Genomic DNA, 18715 nt, shown 5'->3' with positions numbered 1-18715 from the left:
TATTTCCATTTTAGGTTTAATTACCAAAATTGAAATATTTGAATCAGGTTCTCTCTGACCATAAAATTAAATAAAAATGACAGAGAAAATATAAAGATTGTTTTGCAATTGTGGTAATATTAACAAAACAAGCTATAATTTTAATATATGACGTCTCAAGAAATTCGTTCTAAGTTTTTAAATTTTTTTGAAGAAAAGAAGCATCTTGTAGTGCCTTCTGCACCACTGGTTCTTAAAAACGATCCAACCTTAATGTTTGTAAATTCTGGAATGGCGCCTTTTAAAGAATTTTTTCTTGGAAATAGTGAGCCAAAAAGTAACCGAATTGCAGATACCCAAAAATGTTTAAGAGTTTCAGGTAAACACAACGATTTAGAAGAAGTGGGTTATGATACTTACCATCACACACTTTTTGAAATGCTCGGTAATTGGAGTTTTGGCGACTACTTTAAAAAAGAAGCTATTGCTTGGGCTTGGGAATTATTGACCGAAGTTTACGGCATAGATAAAGATATTTTGTACGTTACTGTTTTTGAAGGAAGCGACGATGATAATCTAAAAATAGACCAAGAAGCTTATGATATCTGGAAGCAATACATTTCAGAAGATCGTATTCTTATGGGAAATAAAAAGGATAACTTCTGGGAAATGGGAGACCAAGGTCCTTGTGGTCCATGTAGCGAAATACATGTAGATATACGTTCTGCAGAAGAAAAAGCCAAAGTAGATGGTAAATCTTTAGTGAACATGGATCATCCTCAGGTTGTAGAAATATGGAACTTAGTCTTTATGCAATACAACCGAAAAGCCAATGGTTCTTTAGAAGCACTCCCAAACAAGCATATAGATACAGGTATGGGCTTTGAGCGTCTTTGTATGGTGCTTCAAAGTGTGCAATCTAATTATGATACAGATGTATTTACACCAATAATTCGTGAGATTGAAACTATTACAAACAAAGATTATGGTAAAGACGAAAAAGTAGATGTTGCTATAAGGGTTATTTCTGACCACGTTAGAGCTGTAGCATTTTCTATAGCAGATGGTCAGTTGCCTAGTAATACTGGTGCAGGCTATGTAATACGTAGAATTTTGCGTCGAGCTGTGCGTTATGGATTTACGTTTTTAAATCAGAAAGAACCGTTTATATATAAACTTACCGATACTTTAAGTAAGCAAATGGGAACTGCCTTTCCAGAGCTTAAGAGTCAAAAACGACTTATTGAAAACGTGATTAAGGAGGAAGAACATTCTTTTTTGAGAACTCTAGACCAAGGCTTATTGTTATTAGAAACAGTTATTACTAATGCTAAGTCTAAAACGATTGCTGGTTCAAAGGCTTTTGAATTGTATGATACCTATGGTTTTCCGTTAGATTTAACTCAACTTATTGCCAAAGAAAAAGGATATGAAGTTGATGAAGCTGGTTTTAATACTGAAATGAAAAAGCAAAAAGACCGTTCTAGAGCGGCTTCGGCTTCCGAAATGTCTGACTGGGTTGTATTGAAAGAAGATGATGAAGAAGAATTTATTGGATATGACACCTTAACTGCTAATGTAAAGTTAACGCGTTATCGAAAAGTGACATCAAATAAGGAAGGTGAGCAGTACCAATTGGTGTTTAATATGACACCATTTTATCCAGAAAGTGGAGGACAAGTTGGTGATAAAGGAACCATTAAGGCTTCAAACGGAGAGGTGATATACATACTAGATACTAAAAAAGAGAACAATGTGATTATGCATATTGCCAAAAATCTACCAGAGTATCTAAACGATACATTTAAGGCACAGGTTAATGAAGAATATAGACGATTATCTGCAAGCAATCACACGGCAACACATTTACTTCACCAAGCATTAAGAACTATTTTAGGAACTCATGTTGAGCAAAAAGGATCTTTAGTGCGACCAAAATCTTTGCGTTTCGATTTTTCGCATTATTCAAAAGTTGAACCCGATCAATTACAACAAATAGAGGATTTTGTAAATGCCAGAATTAAGGAAAATCTGCCTTTAGAAGAACAACGAAACATTCCGATGCAGAAGGCTTTAGATGAAGGTGCTTTGGCATTATTTGGAGAGAAGTATGGAGATAGTGTTAGAGCTATTCGTTTTGGGCAATCCATGGAATTGTGTGGAGGTACACATGTGCAAAATACAGGAGATATATGGTATTTCAAGATAAAATCTGAAAGTGCAATAGCGGCAGGTATAAGACGAATAGAGGCTATTACCAATATGGCTGTTGGTGATTATTTTGAAACTATAGATAAGGAGTATCATACTCTAAAAGAGGTTTTGAAAAACCCTAATGAACCTGTAAAGGCTGTAGAAAATCTACAGGCAGAAAATGCTGAACTAAAAAAGCAAGTAGAGCAACTGCTTAAAGACAAAGCTAAGAATATTAAAGGTGAACTTAAGAGCGAGTTGGTAGAGATTAATGATGTTCTGTTTTTGGCAAAAAAGTTAGATTTGGATGCTGGTGCTATAAAAGATGTATGTTTTGAGCTTGGAAGCGAGTTCAATAATCTCTTCTTAATGTTTGGTGCTGAGGCAAATGGTAAAGCTATTCTTTCTTGTTATATTTCTAAAGAACTGGTGTCTGAAAAAGACTTAAACGCAGGTCAAATTGTGAGAGAATTAGGTAAGCACATTCAAGGAGGTGGTGGAGGCCAACCTTTCTTTGCTACTGCAGGTGGTAAAAATCCAGCAGGTATTGAGGAAGCTTTAAAAGCAGCAAAAGATTATCTTTAGCCGTCTTCCTGAACTAGTTTCAAGGTCCCGTTGAATATGAATCTTCAAACCAACATAAAATTAGAAAAGCAACCACATCATCAAATAGATTACAGTTCTAAATTGATGCTCTTAGGTTCGTGTTTTTCAGAAAATATTGGAGGAAAGTTTGAGTATTTAAAATTTCAATCTGAGATAAATCCGTTCGGAATTTTATTTCATCCTGTGGCTTTGGAAAATTTAATCACTAGAAGTATAAATCAGGATTTTTACACCGAAGATGAACTTATATACCACAATGAAATTTGGAGTTGTTTTGATGCACATTCTAAGTTGAATTCTGTTTCAAAAGACGATTTATTAAGTAAATTAAATGAGCAAATTGAGTTGATGCATCAACAAATCAATGCATCAACTCACATCATTATTACTCTGGGTACAGCTTGGGTTTACAGGTATATTGCAACAGATAGAATAGTGGCTAATTGCCATAAAATTCCCCAAAAACAATTTCAAAAGGAATTATTATCTATTAACGATATTGTTGCATCATTAGAAAATATAATTGCTTTAGTACGTAGAGTAAATCCTAAAGTCAATTTCATTTTTACAGTTTCTCCTGTAAGACATCTTAAAGATGGTTTTGTAGAAAATAATATAAGCAAATCGCATTTGTTGTCTGCGATTCATCAGATAGTAGAACCTAGAAAGCAAATGTTTTATTTTCCGTCTTATGAGATTATGATGGATGAATTGAGAGATTATAGATACTATAATCAAGATATGATTCACCCAAATAACGTAGCTTTAGAGTACATTTGGGAAAAGTTTAAAGCCGTTTGGTTAACCGAAGACGCTATAGGCATCTCTCAAAAGTTGGCCAATATTCAAACAAAAAAAGCGCATCGTCCTTTTAATCCAAATTCAGATGCGCATCAAAAATTTCTTGCTAATCTTCAGTTAGAGATAGAAGATATTCAGAAAGAATTTCCGCATATTAAGTTCAGTTGATTTTTATCGAATAGGCCGTTTCAATCTTTCTTTTACCATTTCAAAAGATTTTTTGCTAGTACGTTCCCAACGATAAATATTGTGTTTTTTAACTTTAGCACTTTTTTGCCGTTCCTCTTTATCACGTAGGTTCTTAACCCAATTAAATCGTTTTCTTATAATTGATTTTATCAATTCATCTTTAGTTCCTAAACGCTCTAAGGTATTTAAAGCCGCAATGGATACGTTTTGGATTTTATCGTCTATAGCAACCAATAACACCGGAATTGAGGATGGTTGTCCAACAAATTCTAATGCTTCTGCAGCTAATTGCCTAGTCTTATAGTTACCATGGATTAAGGCATATTCAAGTTTGTTAACTGCGTTTGTGTCAATCCAATAGTTAATTGCATTCTCAGAAGGTTGAGAAAGTTTCAATTTGAAGAACCAATATGAAATTTGATAAAACATGAATGGCATTTTCGGTTAATTATAGGTAGTGGATTTTTGAGTTTTGTTACATAAGAATTATCAAATATCGATGTAAATCACAAGATATTTAATTTTAAAATTCTAAAAATCAATTGTTTATAAAAATATACGCAATTCGTCGTATGTTTTACCATCCTCTTATTGTTGAGATTTGCTTCTGTATTAACCAATAAATTAAATCAACAATGAGAACTTTAAAGAACTTTATGTTATTAGTAATGACACTATCATTAGCAACATTTACATCATGTAGTAATGATGATGATGGTGGAAGTGGAGGTAATGCTCCTTCAGGAACTTTAATTGCAAAAGTAGATGGAACCAGCTATGAGTCTTGGGAGATATCATCTTCTGCAACAATAGCTAACAATGGTAATAATTTAATAATTATTGCTTCTAACAGTGATGGAAATGCATTTTCATTCACAGTTTGGGGTTATGATGGAGTAGGAACTTACGATTTAGATGGCTCTAATATTAATAACGTAAATGTAGCGTCTTACACAGAAACAGATGTAGATCTTAACAATCCTCAAAATTCAACTACAGAAATTTGGCAAGCACCATACGATAACTCTATGGTAGGATCATTAAGTATTTCTGAAGAAACAGATGATAAATTAATAGGAACATTTGAGTTTACTTGTAAAAATATTAATGGAGACCAGTCTGTAAAGACAATTACAGATGGTTCATTTAATTTAAATAAACAAGTTCAGTAATAGTTTGTGTTATGAAAATGCTATTGACTCAAATAAAAAACACAATGATGTTGGCACTTTTTATAAGTGCTACATCTTTGTTTGCTCAAGAAACTCCAGATCAGAGTTATGATCTTGGTGCTAAGATAAATGAGATGACACTTACCGTTGGTGGAGTTTTGGTTGTTGCCACTAACGATGGTCTAGCAGGTATAAGACCAGATCAAAGTCAACCTGTTTTTACTTTTAATAACTTTGGAAAATTAAAACCTGAAGAAACAGAGTTTATTCCAGGGTCACCTTATATCGTTGTATCTCAGGGTGCAACTTCTAAATTTGCTGGTATCGCAAAAACTAAGCGTGCAGTTATAGATTATATGCAGGGTAAGGTAATCTTTAACTCAGATGATGATAGTTGGAACCAAATTTACACCTGTGATGTTGTCTTACCACAGAACAAACTCATAGTAAGCGGGATTCAAAAAATAGGGACTAAAGCAGAGAAAGTTACACCAAAAGTTGCGGTTTATGATTTGAATTCTTCAAAATTAGATTATAGTTTCTTTTTAGATAAACCAGGAAGAGTAGGTGTAGCTAAAAACTTTAGTGTTACTGGTCGACCTTTATTATTAAAAGAATTTTTAATCATACCAACTGCTCAAGGTTTAATCGCAAAATCACATACAGGAGAGGAACTTTGGCAAAACAAAATCAAAAATGTAAGCTGGTTAGTGGCAGATGAGACTGAAAAAGAGATTTATGGTTTTGAAACTACTACGAACGGAAAGAACACAAGAATACATAAAATTGGTACAAGTGGTCAAGAACTTTGGGAAGATGATAGAAAGGTAAAAGGTATCGTTTCAAAATTCGAAATTCTACCTCAAGGTCTCGCTGTTGTAAGTAATGTAGCTGGTGGTGATGGAGCGTTTGCTGCAAAATCAGAATCTAAAATTACCATGTTCAGTGCAGCTACGGGAGAAGATCTTTGGGATAAAGCGCCAAAAACAAAAGGATACGTTCAACACTTTTATATTATGGAAGATGGTATTCTTTTTGGAATTTATTCAGGAGGAATCAATAAAATCTCATTTAATGGTGAGACATTGTTTAAGAAACCATTAAAAACGGGTGAAAACATTATGATGATGGCACATACACCTCAAGGATTAATCTATATCACAGGTGAAGATACAAATATTGTAAATCTAGAAACGGGTGAACAAGTTTGGGATAAACCCTTAAAGTATAAAAACTCTGCTTCTGTAGCTTCAACCTACGATGCAGCTAATGAACGTTACTTAATTGCAGCAGGTGATGTTTTATATGCCATAGATGCCAATTCTGGTGATGTTACGGAGCTTTCTAAAATAAAGTTCGAAGAAAAAGAATCCCCAAATACTATGGAGGTTAGAAATGGGAATATCTTTTTAAGTTCTTCTCAAAATGTAATGTCATTGGAGAGTAATGGTTCAGAAAAATATCATGGTTATTACAAGTCGCCAGGTAAGAGTGGTTTTATGAAAATTGTTGGTGGAGTAGTAGCTGCGGCATCATTGGTGGCAACAGCTTCTACAGCTTATGCAGCCGGAATGAATAATAATGGTATAGGAATAAACAATCTTAGAAATTATAATGATTATGGCAAGGAGGCAAAACGCGCTTCAGATATGTTTGCGTCTATTGCAGGTGCGTCTTTTGATATGATGTCTCAACGTTTTAAATCTTCAGCTGCGACCGAAAATGCTCAATTTATACTAACAAAATTAGATAGTGGAGTAGGATTGGTAAAAGTAAATAAGGATTCTGGTAAGATAGAAAAGGAAATTTTGCTTAAGGATAAAAAACCAGAATATAAAGTTGATGAATATGGTGGTTACCTTTATTACAAAGCAAACGATAAGACTATATATGCTTATGACCTTAAAAAATAAATTTTTTTGTTGAGATTTATTTTTGATTAAGCGTAACTGAGATGGTTACGCTTAATCTTCTTAAATTGTACCTTAGTCGAATAAAAACAAGCTTACAGATAAAAAAATTATATATTAGAAATGCTATTAATCAATTTCCTTAAAAAAGCATCATCTATAATTTCTGCTAATCTCAGCAGATTTTACTTGATGCTTTTTTTATTCTTTTTATCGTTACCAAGCTTTTATTCTTACGCTCAAAATTTAGACAGCTTACTTACCGTTGCTCGCAGTACAAAAAATGATTCTGTAAAAATTAGGATGTATAACAAAATAGCCTTTGGCTATATTTTTAATGACACAGACAAAGCGCTCAAGGTTATCGAAGAAGGTAAAGCGTCTGCTAAGGCTGTTAATTTTAATTTTGGTTTAACTGAATTGGTAAATACTCATGGTATATACATGGATGTAACCGGAAAATCGGATTCGGCAGCTCACTATTTTGAAAAAGCGCTGAAGATGAGTAGAGATTTTGGATTTAAGAATATTGAGTCCATGTGTATTAATAATCTTGGGATGTTTAATTGGAACCGAGGGAATTATAACGAAGCTTTAGATTACTTCTTTCAATCTTTAAAAATGGATGAAGCCAGACAGAGTGAAAAATCAACATCATCTTCACTAAATAACATAGGTCTCATTTATCAAGAGATGAATTTAAATGAGAAAGCCTTAGAGTATCACAAGAAAGCACTAGATGTTAGGGAAAAATATAACTTGGATAACGAACAAATTGCTTCGCACAATAATATAGGCATAAACTTAAAGGATTTGGGTAGGATAGACAAAGCTATTTTGTCTTACAAGAAAGCATTGGCATTAGCGAAAAAGTTAGATAATAGAATAGAGTACTACAAAATCTTAGATAATTTGGCTAATGCATACCATGAAAAAGGCGATAAAGATTTAGCATTAGAAACCTATTTAGAGGCTTTAAAAAAGAAAGAAAATTATAAAGGAGACGAGCGCGGAATGCTCTCTACTTACAATAATGTAGCAACTCTTTACAATGAAAAAAATCTGCCTAAAGTTGCGAAACACTATATAAACGAAGGTTTTGATTTAGTAAAAAAATATCCAGAGATAGAATTGGTTTCTGCAGATTTATATCTAACCATGGCAGAGAGTAATTATATGTTAGGAAACCATGAGCAGGCCAGGAAACAGAAACAAACCTATATAAAGTTAAAAGATTCAATATTTTCTGAAAAAAATGCACAAAAAATAGCAGACTTAGAAGTAAAGTATGAAACTGAAAAAAAAGAAAAGGAAATTCTCATTCAGCGCGCAGAAATTGCAGAACAAGATCTAGTAATTCAAAAACGAAATTATCAACTTTACGGATTGGCAATCTTAACCCTAATATTAGGCTTAATAGGTTTTCTCTTTTACAACCAGCAAAAACTAAAAAACGATCAGTTGCAAAAAGAAAATGAGCTTAAAGATGCCTTAATAAAAATTGAAACTCAAAGCAAATTACAAGAACAACGCTTAAGAATTAGCCGAGATTTGCACGATAATATAGGTGCGCAATTAACCTTTATTATTTCATCTATAGACAATCTAAAATATGGTTTTGATATCAAAGACAAAAAACTAACCCATAAACTCGAAACCATTAGCGATTTTACATCTGGTACTATTTATGAATTAAGAGATACCATTTGGGCTATGAATAAAAGTGAAATTACTTTTGAAGATCTGCAAACCAGAATTTCTAATTACATAGACAAGGCACATTTGTACGATGCAAATATTCAGTTTTCGTTTAGAGTAGATAGTGGTGTAGATACTAGTAAAACCTTTACTTCTGTTGAGGGTATGAACATTCATCGTGTTATACAAGAGGCGATACACAATAGTTTAAAATATGCAGATGCTTCTCAGATTAAGGTTGAAGTGTCTAAAGAAGTTTCAAACTTAGTTTTTAAAATTTCAGATAATGGAAAAGGCTTCGATTTAGACTCTGTTAAAAGAGGAAACGGTCTTACCAATATGGAAAAGCGAATAGCAAATATTGGTGGGGAAATTCAAATTAACACACAATTAGAGACAGGGACAGAAATTAAAATTATAGTATAACTAAGAGTTGTTTCAAATGATTATCTTAAGTCCTTGTTTAATTATTCTTTAGGTTATATGAGATTTTATCTACTCATTTTTTTAAGTTTTACAATTCTTGGCTATTCTCAATCAAACACTAAACTGGTTGATAGTCTTCTTCTAGAAACCAAAAAAGATACTAGTTATGTACAATTAGATGATACTGATTTTATTCATTTTTCAAGAGAAAAAATAGATAGTATCAACGCTATTAAAGTACAAGGAGTGGGCATTAGTCAAGATTCTTTAAAACGTTTGTTAGAGGCTACAATACTAAGCGCAAAGGCAATTGGTTACCAAAAGGGAGCAGCCGATGCTTATCTAAATTTAGGTGTTAATTATTATTATATAGGCAATTACAAAGCCAATTTTGAAAGTCAATTAGAAGCTATAAAAATTTACGAGACCATAGGTGAAAATGCTCTGGCGGCAAAGGCTTATGGAGAACTAGGTTATTCTTCGCGACGTAGAGATTTAAATATGGCTAATTCTCTAATGCAAAAAGCGATTCAGTTAGCTAAAACCGATAGTGTCAAGTCTAAAGTTCAGGATATTTATAATAATTATAGTATTCTAAAGCTGATGGAAAAGAAGTACGATAGTGCTAAGTATTTTGTTAAAAAAGGATTGGTTATTAAAGAAGCACAAAAGGATAGCTTTGGGATACCATACAGTTATGCAAACCTAGCCAATACCTATGTAGAAGAAGGAAATTTAAACGAAGCACTTGTCTATTTTACTAAGGCATTAGATATCAGAAAAAAAATAAATGATTCCATAGGTTTAGGAGAGAGCTATGTACAGATTGCTGAAGTTCTAAAGCAACAAAACAAACTAAATAAAGCTTTAGATAATTTTAAAAGCTCTATGTATTATGCATCCAAGAAAAAGTACGGAAGGCTTTTGTCTTATAACTACTATCAATTATCAGATATCTATAAGAAAACAAATAAAACAGATTCTGCATTACACTATTTAGAACAGCATTTAAAACTAAAAGATAGTCTTGAAGGGCAAGAAGTTTTAGAAGAATTGGCGACATTAAGGGTAAAGTTTGATACCGAAAAAAAAGAAAAAGAAATACTATCTCAGCGAGCAGATCTAGCAGAAAAAGAATTAGACCTTAGTAAGAAAAATATATACATCTTAGGTTTAGGTGCACTTGCAGTAGTTTTAGGACTTTTAGGATATTTGTTTTACAATCAGCAGAAACTAAAAAATCGTCAATTGCAAAAAGAAAATCAGCTTAAAGATGCATTGTTAAAAATTGAAACCCAAAGCAAATTACAAGAGCAACGTCTAAGGATTAGTAGAGATCTGCACGATAACATAGGTGCACAACTCACCTTTATTATTTCATCATTAGACAATCTTAGGTATGGTTTTAAAATTCCAGAAAAATTAGGGAATAAACTTAGAGGAATTAGTGAATTTACAACTACGACTATCCATGAGTTAAGAGACACTATATGGGCAATGAATAAAGATAAAATCACTTTTGAGGACTTACAGATACGCATCTCAAATTTTATAGATCAAGCGAATCTTGCAGCCCAGAATATAAAATTTAGTTTTAATGTTGATACATCTTTAGATGATGACATTGCCTTTACATCAGTAAAGGGAATGAATATTTACCGAATTATACAAGAAGCCATAAATAATGCTTTAAAATATGCAGAGGCAACTTATATAAATGTTGATATTTCAGAAGAGAAAAATAAGATGATTGTTAGAATAAAGGATAATGGAAAAGGCTTTGATGAAAACAGCGTAAAGCTAGGTAATGGACTTAACAATATGAAGAAACGAGCAGAAGATATTAAAGCCCAATTATCAATACAATCAGTTGTTGGTGAGGGTACAGATATAAGATTACAAATATAAATACGATAAAATACGTATAGTATTTAATAGTTATTTTAATGATATTTAGAATCTAATTAAAAATTACATGATTATAAGAATAGCCATAGTAGACGATAACACTTTTCTCATAAAAGCAGTAGAAGAGAAACTATCTTTTTTTGAAGATTTGGAGGTGAGATTTACAGCTATGAACGGCAAGGATGTTCTTGAAAAACTAGAAGAAAACAATAATATAGATTTAATTTTAATGGATATTGAAATGCCTGTAATGAATGGTATAGAAGCTACGGAGCTAGCAAAACAAAAGTATCCTCATATTAAGATTATAATGCTTACTGTTTTTGATAATGATGAAAACATTTTTAACGCCATAAAGGCTGGTGCAGATGGTTATTTGCTAAAAGAAATTAATGCAGGAGATTTGCATTCAGGTATTTTAGAAACCTTAAACGGAGGTGCAGCTATGAACCCTTCAATAGCTTTAAAAACTTTGAAGTTACTTCGTAATCCTTTTGTTGAAGAAAAAGAAAAAGAAGAAATAAAACTCACCAGTAGAGAAGTAGACGTTTTAGAGCAATTAAGTAAAGGTTTGAGTTACAATGCTGTTGCAGAAAATCTTATACTTTCAACAGGAACTATAAGAAAACATATTGAAAATATTTATCGCAAACTTCAGGTACACAATAAATTAGAGGCTGTGCAAAAGGCAAAACGAAATAATATTATTTAGAAGTTACTCTAACACTTTCAGGGACTAAAACGGTATAATCGCCATTATTTCTTATAACATCGCGGACAATCGAAGATGAAATGTAAGATGTCCTTGAGGCTGTAAGTAAAAATACAGTTTCAATTTTTGAAAGTTTACGATTGGTATGTGCAATCGCTTTTTCAAACTCAAAATCAGCAGGATTACGTAGTCCTCTCAAAATAAATTCGGCATCAATTTCTTTACAAAAATCTATAGTTAAACCTTCGTAAGTCACCACTTTTACTTTTGGCTCATCTTTAAAAGCTTCTTCAATAAAATGTTTACGTTCTTCTAGAGAGAACATATATTTTTTTTCAGAATTAACACCAATCGCAACAACAACTTCATCAAAAAGCTTTACACCACGTTTAATGATGTCGTAATGTCCATTAGTAATAGGATCAAATGATCCAGGAAAAAGTGCGCGTCTCATTTTAGTAAACTTCTTTATGGCTTCAAAGATAACTATTAATTCTTCATTGCTTCCTCAATGGCATTACTAAATAAATCTTGCATACTTATACCTGCGGCAGCAGCTTGCTGAGGTAAAATACTTTCTTTGGTTAGACCTGGTACAGTATTTACTTCGAGAAGGTGAGGTTCGTCATTTTTAAAAATAAACTCACTGCGAGAAAAACCTGTCATGCCCAAAACTTCATATATTTTTTTGGCTACAGATTCAACTTTTGTTTTGTAATCATCAGATATTCTCGCAGGTGTAATTTCTTGAGATTTTCCTTCGTATTTAGCTTGGTAATCAAAAAAGTCATTTTCTGATACAATTTCTGTAATTGGTAAAACAGTAGTTTCACCTTTGTAAGAAATGACACCAACCGAAACTTCGGTGCCATCTAAAAACTGTTCAATAATTATTTCGTTATCTTCTTTAAAAGACGTCTCAATGGCAGTTTTTAAATCTTCTTTTTTATACACTTTAGAAATTCCAAAACTACTACCAGCTTTATTGGCTTTTACAAAACATGGTAAGCCCACTTTAGCGACTATAGCTTCTTCATCAATCTTATCACCAAGATTAAGAAAATAGCTTTCAGCTGTTTTAATAGCATACGGTTTTAATGTTGATAGTAAATCGCGCTTATTAAAGGTTAAAGCGGCTTGGTACATGTTACAACTCGTCTGTGGAATATTTAAAAGTTTAAAATAGGCTTGCATATACCCATCTTCGCCAGGTGATCCGTGAATGGCATTAAAAACACAATCAAAAGTAACTTTACTATTATTTACCATAACCGAAAAATCATTTTTATCAATTGAGTATTCGTTATTGTTTTCATCAACATATACCCATTTATCTCTAAAAATATGGATGCGATAAGCGTTGTATTTGTCTTTTTCTAAAGTGTCGTAAACAACATTGCCACTCTTTAACGAAATTTTATATTCGCTAGAGTAGCCTCCCATAATTATGGCGATATTTTTCTTCATTTTTAAAGCCTAAAAACTAGGTGATATAAGTTGAACAAGTTGTAATGTAAAAGTATCATTTATTTTCAATAATCTAAATGAAACGTAGCATACGTATATTAATTTTTTAACGTTAGATTATTTATTTAGATTTGTCAACAAGTTAGCAGCCTATGAGTATAGTAAAGTTTTTAACCAGTAAAGTGTTTTTTAAGCAATTAGCATTGGCCATTGTTGCTATTGTTGTTTTAAGTTTCTTAATTCTAAAATGGTTAAACATTACAACTAATCATGGAGAGTTTGTAACCGTTCCAGACTTAAAAGGTAAATCTCTAGAGACTGTAGAGATAGAACTCAACGATAACGACTTAAGAATGGAGATTCAGGATTCTGCAAACTATAATCCTAACTATCCCAAATATTCTGTTATAGAACAAAACCCAGTTGCAGGTGCTCAGGTAAAAGAAAATAGAAAAATTTATCTCATCCTCAATCCTTCTGGTTACCGCAAAGTTGAAGTACCAAATGTCTTAAAACGTACTTTTAGGCAAGCTAAACCACAATTGGAAGCCTTAGAATTTAAAATTGGCGAAATTACTTATATAGATAACATTGGTAAAGACGTTGTATTAGGGCTAAAACACAAAGGCAAAACTCTTGAGCCTGGAACAATGTTACCGCTAACATCTAAGATAGATGTAGTTTTAGGAAACGGAAATCGTTAATTAGTATGGCAGATATTGTAGATATGTCTGAGGAGGAAGATGAACTTTATGAGCATTACGCTTTTAAAGTAGAAAAAGGACAGCAACCTCTTCGTATTGATAAATATTTAATGAATTTTGTTGAAAATGCGACGCGAAACAAAATTCAACAGGCTGCAAAAGACGGTTCTATTTTTGTGAACGGTACTCCTGTAAAATCTAATTACAAGGTAAAACCCAACGATCATATTACTGTAAAATTTGAGCATCCACCGCACGAGTACTTATTAGTTGCAGAAGATATTCCTATCGATATTGTTTATGAAGACGATGATTTACTTGTGGTAAACAAACCAGCAGGTATGGTGGTGCATCCAGGTCATGGTAACTATTCCGGAACTTTAATCAATGGATTAATTTATCATTTTGAAAACTTACCAAACAATTCGAGTAATCGTCCCGGTTTGGTACATCGTATTGATAAAGATACGAGCGGACTTTTAGTTGTAGCGAAAACTGAACAAGCTATGGCGCATTTGTCTAACCAGTTTGCTGAAAAAACCAGTGAACGCGAATACGTGGCTATAGTCTGGGGAAATATGGAAGAAGAAGGTGGAACAGTTGAAGGTAATATTGGTCGCCATCCTAAAAACAGATTACAGAATACTGTTTATGAAGGTGATGAAGCCTATAAAGGCAAACCGGCAGTAACCCATTACAAAGTTTTAGAACGCTTAGGCTATGTAACTTTAGTAAGCTGTAAGCTCGAAACAGGTCGCACACACCAAATCCGTGTGCATATGAAGCATATAGGTCACACTCTTTTTAACGACGAGCGCTATGGTGGTGAAAAAATCTTGAAAGGCACAACCTTTACCAAGTATAAGCAGTTTGTAGAAAATGCATTTAAGGTATTGCCAAGACAAGCACTACATGCTAAAACTTTGGGCTTTGAACATCCAACAACTGGTAAGTGGTTAAGTTTTTCAACCGATATTCCAGAAGATATGCAACAATGTATAGAGAAGTGGAGAGGCTATGCCAAGCATCAAGATAATTAATAGTACTATTGCGATTATTTTTAGACTGGCTTTTTAGAAATACTTTCAAGTTCGTAAATTTGAATTGAATAAAAAAATGAACTATGAAACTTGTATTGTCACCAGCGAAGTCATTAGATTTTGAAAGCAAATTACCAACAACCAAAACTACAGAAGGTTGCTTTTTAGCAGAAGCAGAACGCTTAAATAAATTACTGAAAAAGAAATCAGCAAAGAGCTTATCTAAGTTAATGCATATTTCTGATAATTTAGGACAGCTGAATTACGAGCGTAATCAAGAGTGGGAATTGCCATTTACTAAGGACAATGCCAGACAGGCCATTTACGCTTTTAATGGTGATGTGTACAGAGGACTTGATGCCTATACTATTGACACCAAAAAGTTAGATAAAGTTCAAGATACGGTTCGTATAATTTCTGGTTTATATGGAATTTTAAAACCTTTAGATTTAATTCAACCTTACCGATTGGAAATGGGTACCAAAATGCCAGTTGGTAAAAACAAAAACCTTTACGAATTCTGGAAGAGAAAAGTCACTCAAGCTTTAAATGATGAACTAGAAGAGGATGAATTATTTTTAAATCTTGCGAGTAATGAATACTTCAAAGCCATAGATACCAAAGTTTTAAAAGTACCAGTTATAGATGTTAACTTTAAAGAATTTAAAGATGGGAAGTATAAGACTATAGCCATTTTTGCAAAGTTAGCACGTGGATTAATGACAAGGTACATCATAGATACAGATGCTAAAACGCTAGAGGATGTCAAAGGTTTTAATTATGAAAACTATGGTTTTAGCGAAGAATTGTCTTCTGAAAAAGAGTTGGTGTTTACGAGATAGTGTTTCTTCACGAGCATCCATATCCACCATTTATAAAAGATAATACGGAAAAACTAATTGTAGGCACTTTGCCACCTCCAAGATTTTCTACAGGTGAATTATTAGAGCAAGATGTTGATTTTTGTTACGGGAGTTATTACAATTCATTGTGGTTATTTATAGATAAGATTCATAATCTCAATTTTAGGTACGACAACTCTGAAGAAGCCATAGAACAGCGAAAGCAGTTTCTGATTAAAAACAAAATAGGAGTTTGCGATATTGTAGCCTCATGTGATCGCGAAAAAATTGATGCTTCAGATCTTGGAATGAGTAATGTGAAATTAAGAGATATAGTTGGTTATTTAAAAGAATACCCAAACATTAAAACCATTTTATTTACAGGTGGAAATAGCAAAAATGGACCAGAATATTTCTTTCGTAAACATCTTAAAGATTACAATCGTAAATTGGAAATGGTAACTAACGAAGTACCGAGAATTCATAAATTTACTCTAAGTCATCCTGAACCCGTTTCAGGATTTCATAAAGAGAATGAAAGAACTATTAAAACCGTTTCTCTAACTTCAGCTTCTGGAGCTGCAAACATATCCATTAGTAGATTGCCACTTTATAGACAACTAAAAGCGAAAAACCCAGATTTTAATACCTTTGATTTTAGGGTGATGCAGTATTCTGAGTTTTTTAAGTAGTCATAAAAAAATCCCCTTGCCTAAGCAAGAGGATTTTCTATCAAATCAATCAATCAATCAATCAATCAATCAATTTTTACCAGGTTTACGCTTTGGTCTTTCTTTTCTGTGATTTTCGACAAAGGCTTTATATTCTTCTAAATCTACAGTTCCGTTGCCATCTTTATCCATTTCTGAAAAACGATCTTCAATACGTTTTTGCTTCATTAACTCTTTTCTGGCAATAAACTCTTCTAAGGATAATGAACCATTAGAATTTGTGTCTAATTCTTTAAAGTGTTCGCCAATTGTTTCTTCTTTAACCTCCTTTCGTTGACGCTGATCTTTAAATTCTTCTAATGATAATGCTCCATCATCATTTGTGTCTAGTTTTTTAAATAATTCTTCAGAGCTAGGTCTCTGTTTACGTTTTCTTTCTTGAGCATCTACAAAGGATACAGCACAAATAGCAATAACCAATACGCTTAATTTTAATGTTTTTGAAATCATAATTTATGTGTTTTAATTAATGAACACCTCTATGACTTCATAGTTTGAAAAGCGTTTAATTAGAATGTTTATTTTGTGATATTTTTAACGAAGTTGCCGTAAACCTTCATATAAAATAATGCTTACAGCATTGGCAAGATTAAGACTTCTAATATTCTTACTATACATTGGTATTTTGAAAAGGTCTTCTTTTCGTTCTTCAATTAGAGGTTTTGGTAAGCCAACAGATTCTTTACCAAAAACAAGAAACATATCGTCTTCAAACTCTATATCCCAATGCGATTTAGTACCATGACTGCTTAAAAAAGCCATTTTCTTATCTGTGTTTTTAGTAAAGAATTCCTCTTTGCTTTCGTAATAAATGACTTCAAGATACTGCCAATAATCAAGTCCAGCACGTTTTAGGCGTTTGTCATCAATTTCAAAACCAAAAGGTTTTACCAAGTGTAATCGAGATCCTGTAGCCAAAGCTAATCGACCAATATTACCTGTGTTGTTAGGTATTTCAGGTTCTATAAGGACAATGTTTAAAGGCATACTTTTAATTTGATTCTTTTTTAGCAGGAATAATTTTTAAGATTATTAGTCGAACTAACAATAAAAATGGAAATCCATGCAAAAGTACATCAAAGTAATCCATTGAAGACATGCCAACAGCACCTCCTGCAAGCCATCTTACTTTTCCAACAATATGTGGTTCGGGAAAAAATGGTGCTAAACCAAGAGTTAAACATAGTAGAATAACAAGTTTCCAGTCGTTTATTAATTTTTTCATATTAAAAAGCCTGTTCAAATATATGAACAGGCTTTCTTATTTTATTGTTTAATACTTATTTTTTCTTCTGTTGATCCTTAATGGTATTTTCATCAATGTCAAATTCATTTGTAGACTGATTCACATTACCAGTGGGATTTGTTGGATTACTTTGTCTTTTAGTTGGTTTAAACTTTCTCTTATCTGCTATAATGCCCATAATTCATTTGTTTTTTGTGTTCTCTTTAATATAAGGAATTAAGGGGTTTAATGTCTCAAAAGCATCTTAAAATCTAAGTTTTAATTGTTAAAAACTATTAATTCTTAAAAAGTATTGGGTTAACAAAGTTGTTTAATTCGTTTATCCCGTTTTCAGAAATATATTTAATAAACGCACTACCAATAATAGCTCCTTTCGTATGAGTTGAAGCTTGGGTAAAGGTGTCGTTGTTTGAAATACCAAACCCAACAATTTGAGGATTGTTCAAGTTCATTTTAGAAATACGTTCAAAATAATTGGTTTGTTCTTCTCCAAAGCCAGATTGTGCACCAGTTGTACTCGCCGAACTCACCATGTAAATGAATCCGTTTGAAATAGAATCGATATATCTAATACGTTCATCCGAAGTTTGAGGCGTGATTAAAAACACATTGATAAGTCCATATTTTTCGAATATAGCTTTGTAGTCTTCATCATAAACATCAGCAGGTAAATCTGGAAGTATTAGTCCATCGATACCGATCTCTTGACATTTTTTGCAAAAGGCCTCAACACCATATTGTAACACAGGATTAAAATAACCCATAATGATTAACGGTATTGAAACTGACTTTCGAATATCCTTAAGCTGTTCGAATAGTTTTTCTGTTGTCATTCCATTTTTTAGTGCAGCGGTTGAACTGGCTTGAATGGTTGGTCCATCCGCAAGTGGATCGCTAAACGGTAGACCGATTTCAATCATGTCCACACCACTTTGTTCTAAATTCTGAATAATAGAAACCGTGTCATCTATATTTGGGTATCCTGCTGTAAAGTATATGGACAATAGCTTTTTATCTTCGTTTAGTTTTTGGTTTATTCTGTTCATAATTTTATAGAAATGAGATATGAGAATATAGATATTAGACATTTA

19 protein-coding genes are annotated in these 18715 nt (G+C 32.7%); 11 read left to right on the top strand and 8 right to left on the bottom strand.

Translation table 11 applies throughout. The features are described 5' to 3' along the window. The first annotated feature begins 147 nt into the window (after nucleotides 1-147). Together alaS and MST30_RS01730 are read left to right on the top strand one after the other, a co-directional pair. On the top strand, nucleotides 148-2757 hold the full coding sequence (gene alaS, locus MST30_RS01735) for an alanine--tRNA ligase (RefSeq protein ID WP_243472691.1): 2610 nt from the start codon (nucleotides 148-150) through the stop codon (nucleotides 2755-2757). Between the two features lie 36 nt (nucleotides 2758-2793). Then, a complete protein-coding gene (locus tag MST30_RS01730; RefSeq protein ID WP_243472690.1) occupies nucleotides 2794-3747 on the top strand; it encodes a GSCFA domain-containing protein in 954 nt (317 codons plus the stop codon). 3 nt (nucleotides 3748-3750) lie between these two features. Here the strand turns inward: MST30_RS01730 and MST30_RS01725 are convergent, their stop codons facing one another. Then, on the bottom strand, nucleotides 3751-4197 hold the full coding sequence (locus tag MST30_RS01725) for a HEAT repeat domain-containing protein (RefSeq protein ID WP_243472689.1): 447 nt from the start codon (nucleotides 4195-4197) through the stop codon (nucleotides 3751-3753). 206 nt (nucleotides 4198-4403) lie between these two features. Between MST30_RS01725 and MST30_RS01720 the strand changes: the two genes are divergently transcribed. The 5 genes from MST30_RS01720 to MST30_RS01700 all read left to right on the top strand — a co-directional run bounded on the left by MST30_RS01720 (nucleotide 4404) and on the right by MST30_RS01700 (nucleotide 11594). Continuing rightward, complete coding sequence (locus MST30_RS01720) at nucleotides 4404-4940, top strand: DUF6252 domain-containing protein (RefSeq protein WP_243472688.1); 537 nt, start codon at nucleotides 4404-4406, stop codon at nucleotides 4938-4940. An 11-nt stretch (nucleotides 4941-4951) separates the two neighbouring features. Next, the gene (locus tag MST30_RS01715) at nucleotides 4952-6853 is read left to right on the top strand and encodes a BamB-related PQQ repeat family beta-propellar protein (protein WP_243472687.1); all 1902 of its coding nucleotides are present in this window, start codon (nucleotides 4952-4954) and stop codon (nucleotides 6851-6853) included. Between the two features lie 300 nt (nucleotides 6854-7153). Next, nucleotides 7154-8974: a tetratricopeptide repeat-containing sensor histidine kinase gene (locus MST30_RS01710; RefSeq protein ID WP_243472686.1), complete on the top strand. Its 1821-nt coding sequence runs from the start codon at nucleotides 7154-7156 to the stop codon at nucleotides 8972-8974. A 57-nt stretch (nucleotides 8975-9031) separates the two neighbouring features. Next, nucleotides 9032-10882, top strand: coding sequence for a tetratricopeptide repeat-containing sensor histidine kinase (locus MST30_RS01705; RefSeq protein ID WP_243472685.1), 1851 nt, complete (start codon nucleotides 9032-9034; stop codon nucleotides 10880-10882). 67 nt (nucleotides 10883-10949) lie between these two features. Next, a complete protein-coding gene (locus MST30_RS01700) occupies nucleotides 10950-11594 on the top strand; it encodes a response regulator (RefSeq protein WP_243472684.1) in 645 nt (214 codons plus the stop codon). Here the strand turns inward: MST30_RS01700 and coaD are convergent. Then, nucleotides 11587-12048 carry a pantetheine-phosphate adenylyltransferase gene (gene coaD / locus MST30_RS01695; protein ID WP_243472683.1) on the bottom strand — a complete coding sequence of 154 codons (462 nt, stop codon included), beginning with the start codon at nucleotides 12046-12048 and terminating at the stop codon, nucleotides 11587-11589. The two genes, MST30_RS01700 and coaD, sit on opposite strands and share 8 nt — an antisense overlap. Nucleotides 12049-12083: 35 nt before the next feature. Further along, nucleotides 12084-13061: a D-alanine--D-alanine ligase gene (locus MST30_RS01690; RefSeq protein ID WP_243472682.1), complete on the bottom strand. Its 978-nt coding sequence runs from the start codon at nucleotides 13059-13061 to the stop codon at nucleotides 12084-12086. 152 nt (nucleotides 13062-13213) lie between these two features. Between MST30_RS01690 and MST30_RS01685 the strand changes: the two genes are divergently transcribed. The 4 genes from MST30_RS01685 to MST30_RS01670 all read left to right on the top strand — a co-directional run bounded on the left by MST30_RS01685 (nucleotide 13214) and on the right by MST30_RS01670 (nucleotide 16339). After that, the gene (locus MST30_RS01685; RefSeq protein WP_243472681.1) at nucleotides 13214-13765 is read left to right on the top strand and encodes a PASTA domain-containing protein; all 552 of its coding nucleotides are present in this window, start codon (nucleotides 13214-13216) and stop codon (nucleotides 13763-13765) included. 5 nt (nucleotides 13766-13770) lie between these two features. Next, entirely contained in the window at nucleotides 13771-14805 is a 1035-nt protein-coding gene (locus MST30_RS01680; protein WP_243472680.1) for an RluA family pseudouridine synthase, read from the top strand. A gap of 83 nt (nucleotides 14806-14888) precedes the next feature. Next, on the top strand, nucleotides 14889-15647 hold the full coding sequence (yaaA, locus tag MST30_RS01675) for a peroxide stress protein YaaA (protein ID WP_243472679.1): 759 nt from the start codon (nucleotides 14889-14891) through the stop codon (nucleotides 15645-15647). Further along, entirely contained in the window at nucleotides 15647-16339 is a 693-nt protein-coding gene (locus MST30_RS01670; protein WP_243472678.1) for a uracil-DNA glycosylase family protein, read from the top strand. Before yaaA ends, MST30_RS01670 begins: the two co-directional genes overlap by 1 nt. 69 nt (nucleotides 16340-16408) lie before the next feature. Here the strand turns inward: MST30_RS01670 and MST30_RS01665 are convergent, their stop codons facing one another. The 5 genes from MST30_RS01665 to trpA form a co-directional block, all read right to left on the bottom strand. Further along, entirely contained in the window at nucleotides 16409-16828 is a 420-nt protein-coding gene (locus MST30_RS01665; RefSeq protein WP_243472677.1) for an EF-hand domain-containing protein, read from the bottom strand. An 84-nt stretch (nucleotides 16829-16912) separates the two neighbouring features. Continuing rightward, nucleotides 16913-17365, bottom strand: a complete 453-nt coding sequence (locus tag MST30_RS01660) for a tRNA (cytidine(34)-2'-O)-methyltransferase (RefSeq protein ID WP_243472676.1) — start codon at nucleotides 17363-17365, stop codon at nucleotides 16913-16915. 4 nt (nucleotides 17366-17369) lie between these two features. Continuing rightward, nucleotides 17370-17603: a hypothetical protein gene (locus tag MST30_RS01655; protein WP_243472675.1), complete on the bottom strand. Its 234-nt coding sequence runs from the start codon at nucleotides 17601-17603 to the stop codon at nucleotides 17370-17372. Nucleotides 17604-17658: 55 nt separating this feature from the next. Further along, a complete protein-coding gene (locus MST30_RS01650) occupies nucleotides 17659-17802 on the bottom strand; it encodes a hypothetical protein (RefSeq protein ID WP_243472674.1) in 144 nt (47 codons plus the stop codon). A gap of 97 nt (nucleotides 17803-17899) precedes the next feature. Next, nucleotides 17900-18670 carry a tryptophan synthase subunit alpha gene (trpA, locus tag MST30_RS01645; RefSeq protein WP_243472673.1) on the bottom strand — a complete coding sequence of 257 codons (771 nt, stop codon included), beginning with the start codon at nucleotides 18668-18670 and terminating at the stop codon, nucleotides 17900-17902. Nucleotides 18671-18715 lie beyond the last annotated feature (45 nt).

Source organism: Winogradskyella sp. MH6, assembly GCF_022810765.1.
GTDB lineage: Bacteria > Bacteroidota > Bacteroidia > Flavobacteriales > Flavobacteriaceae > Winogradskyella.
Note: the sequence above shows the minus strand (reverse complement) of the source record. Positions and strands in the feature narration are given on the sequence as shown.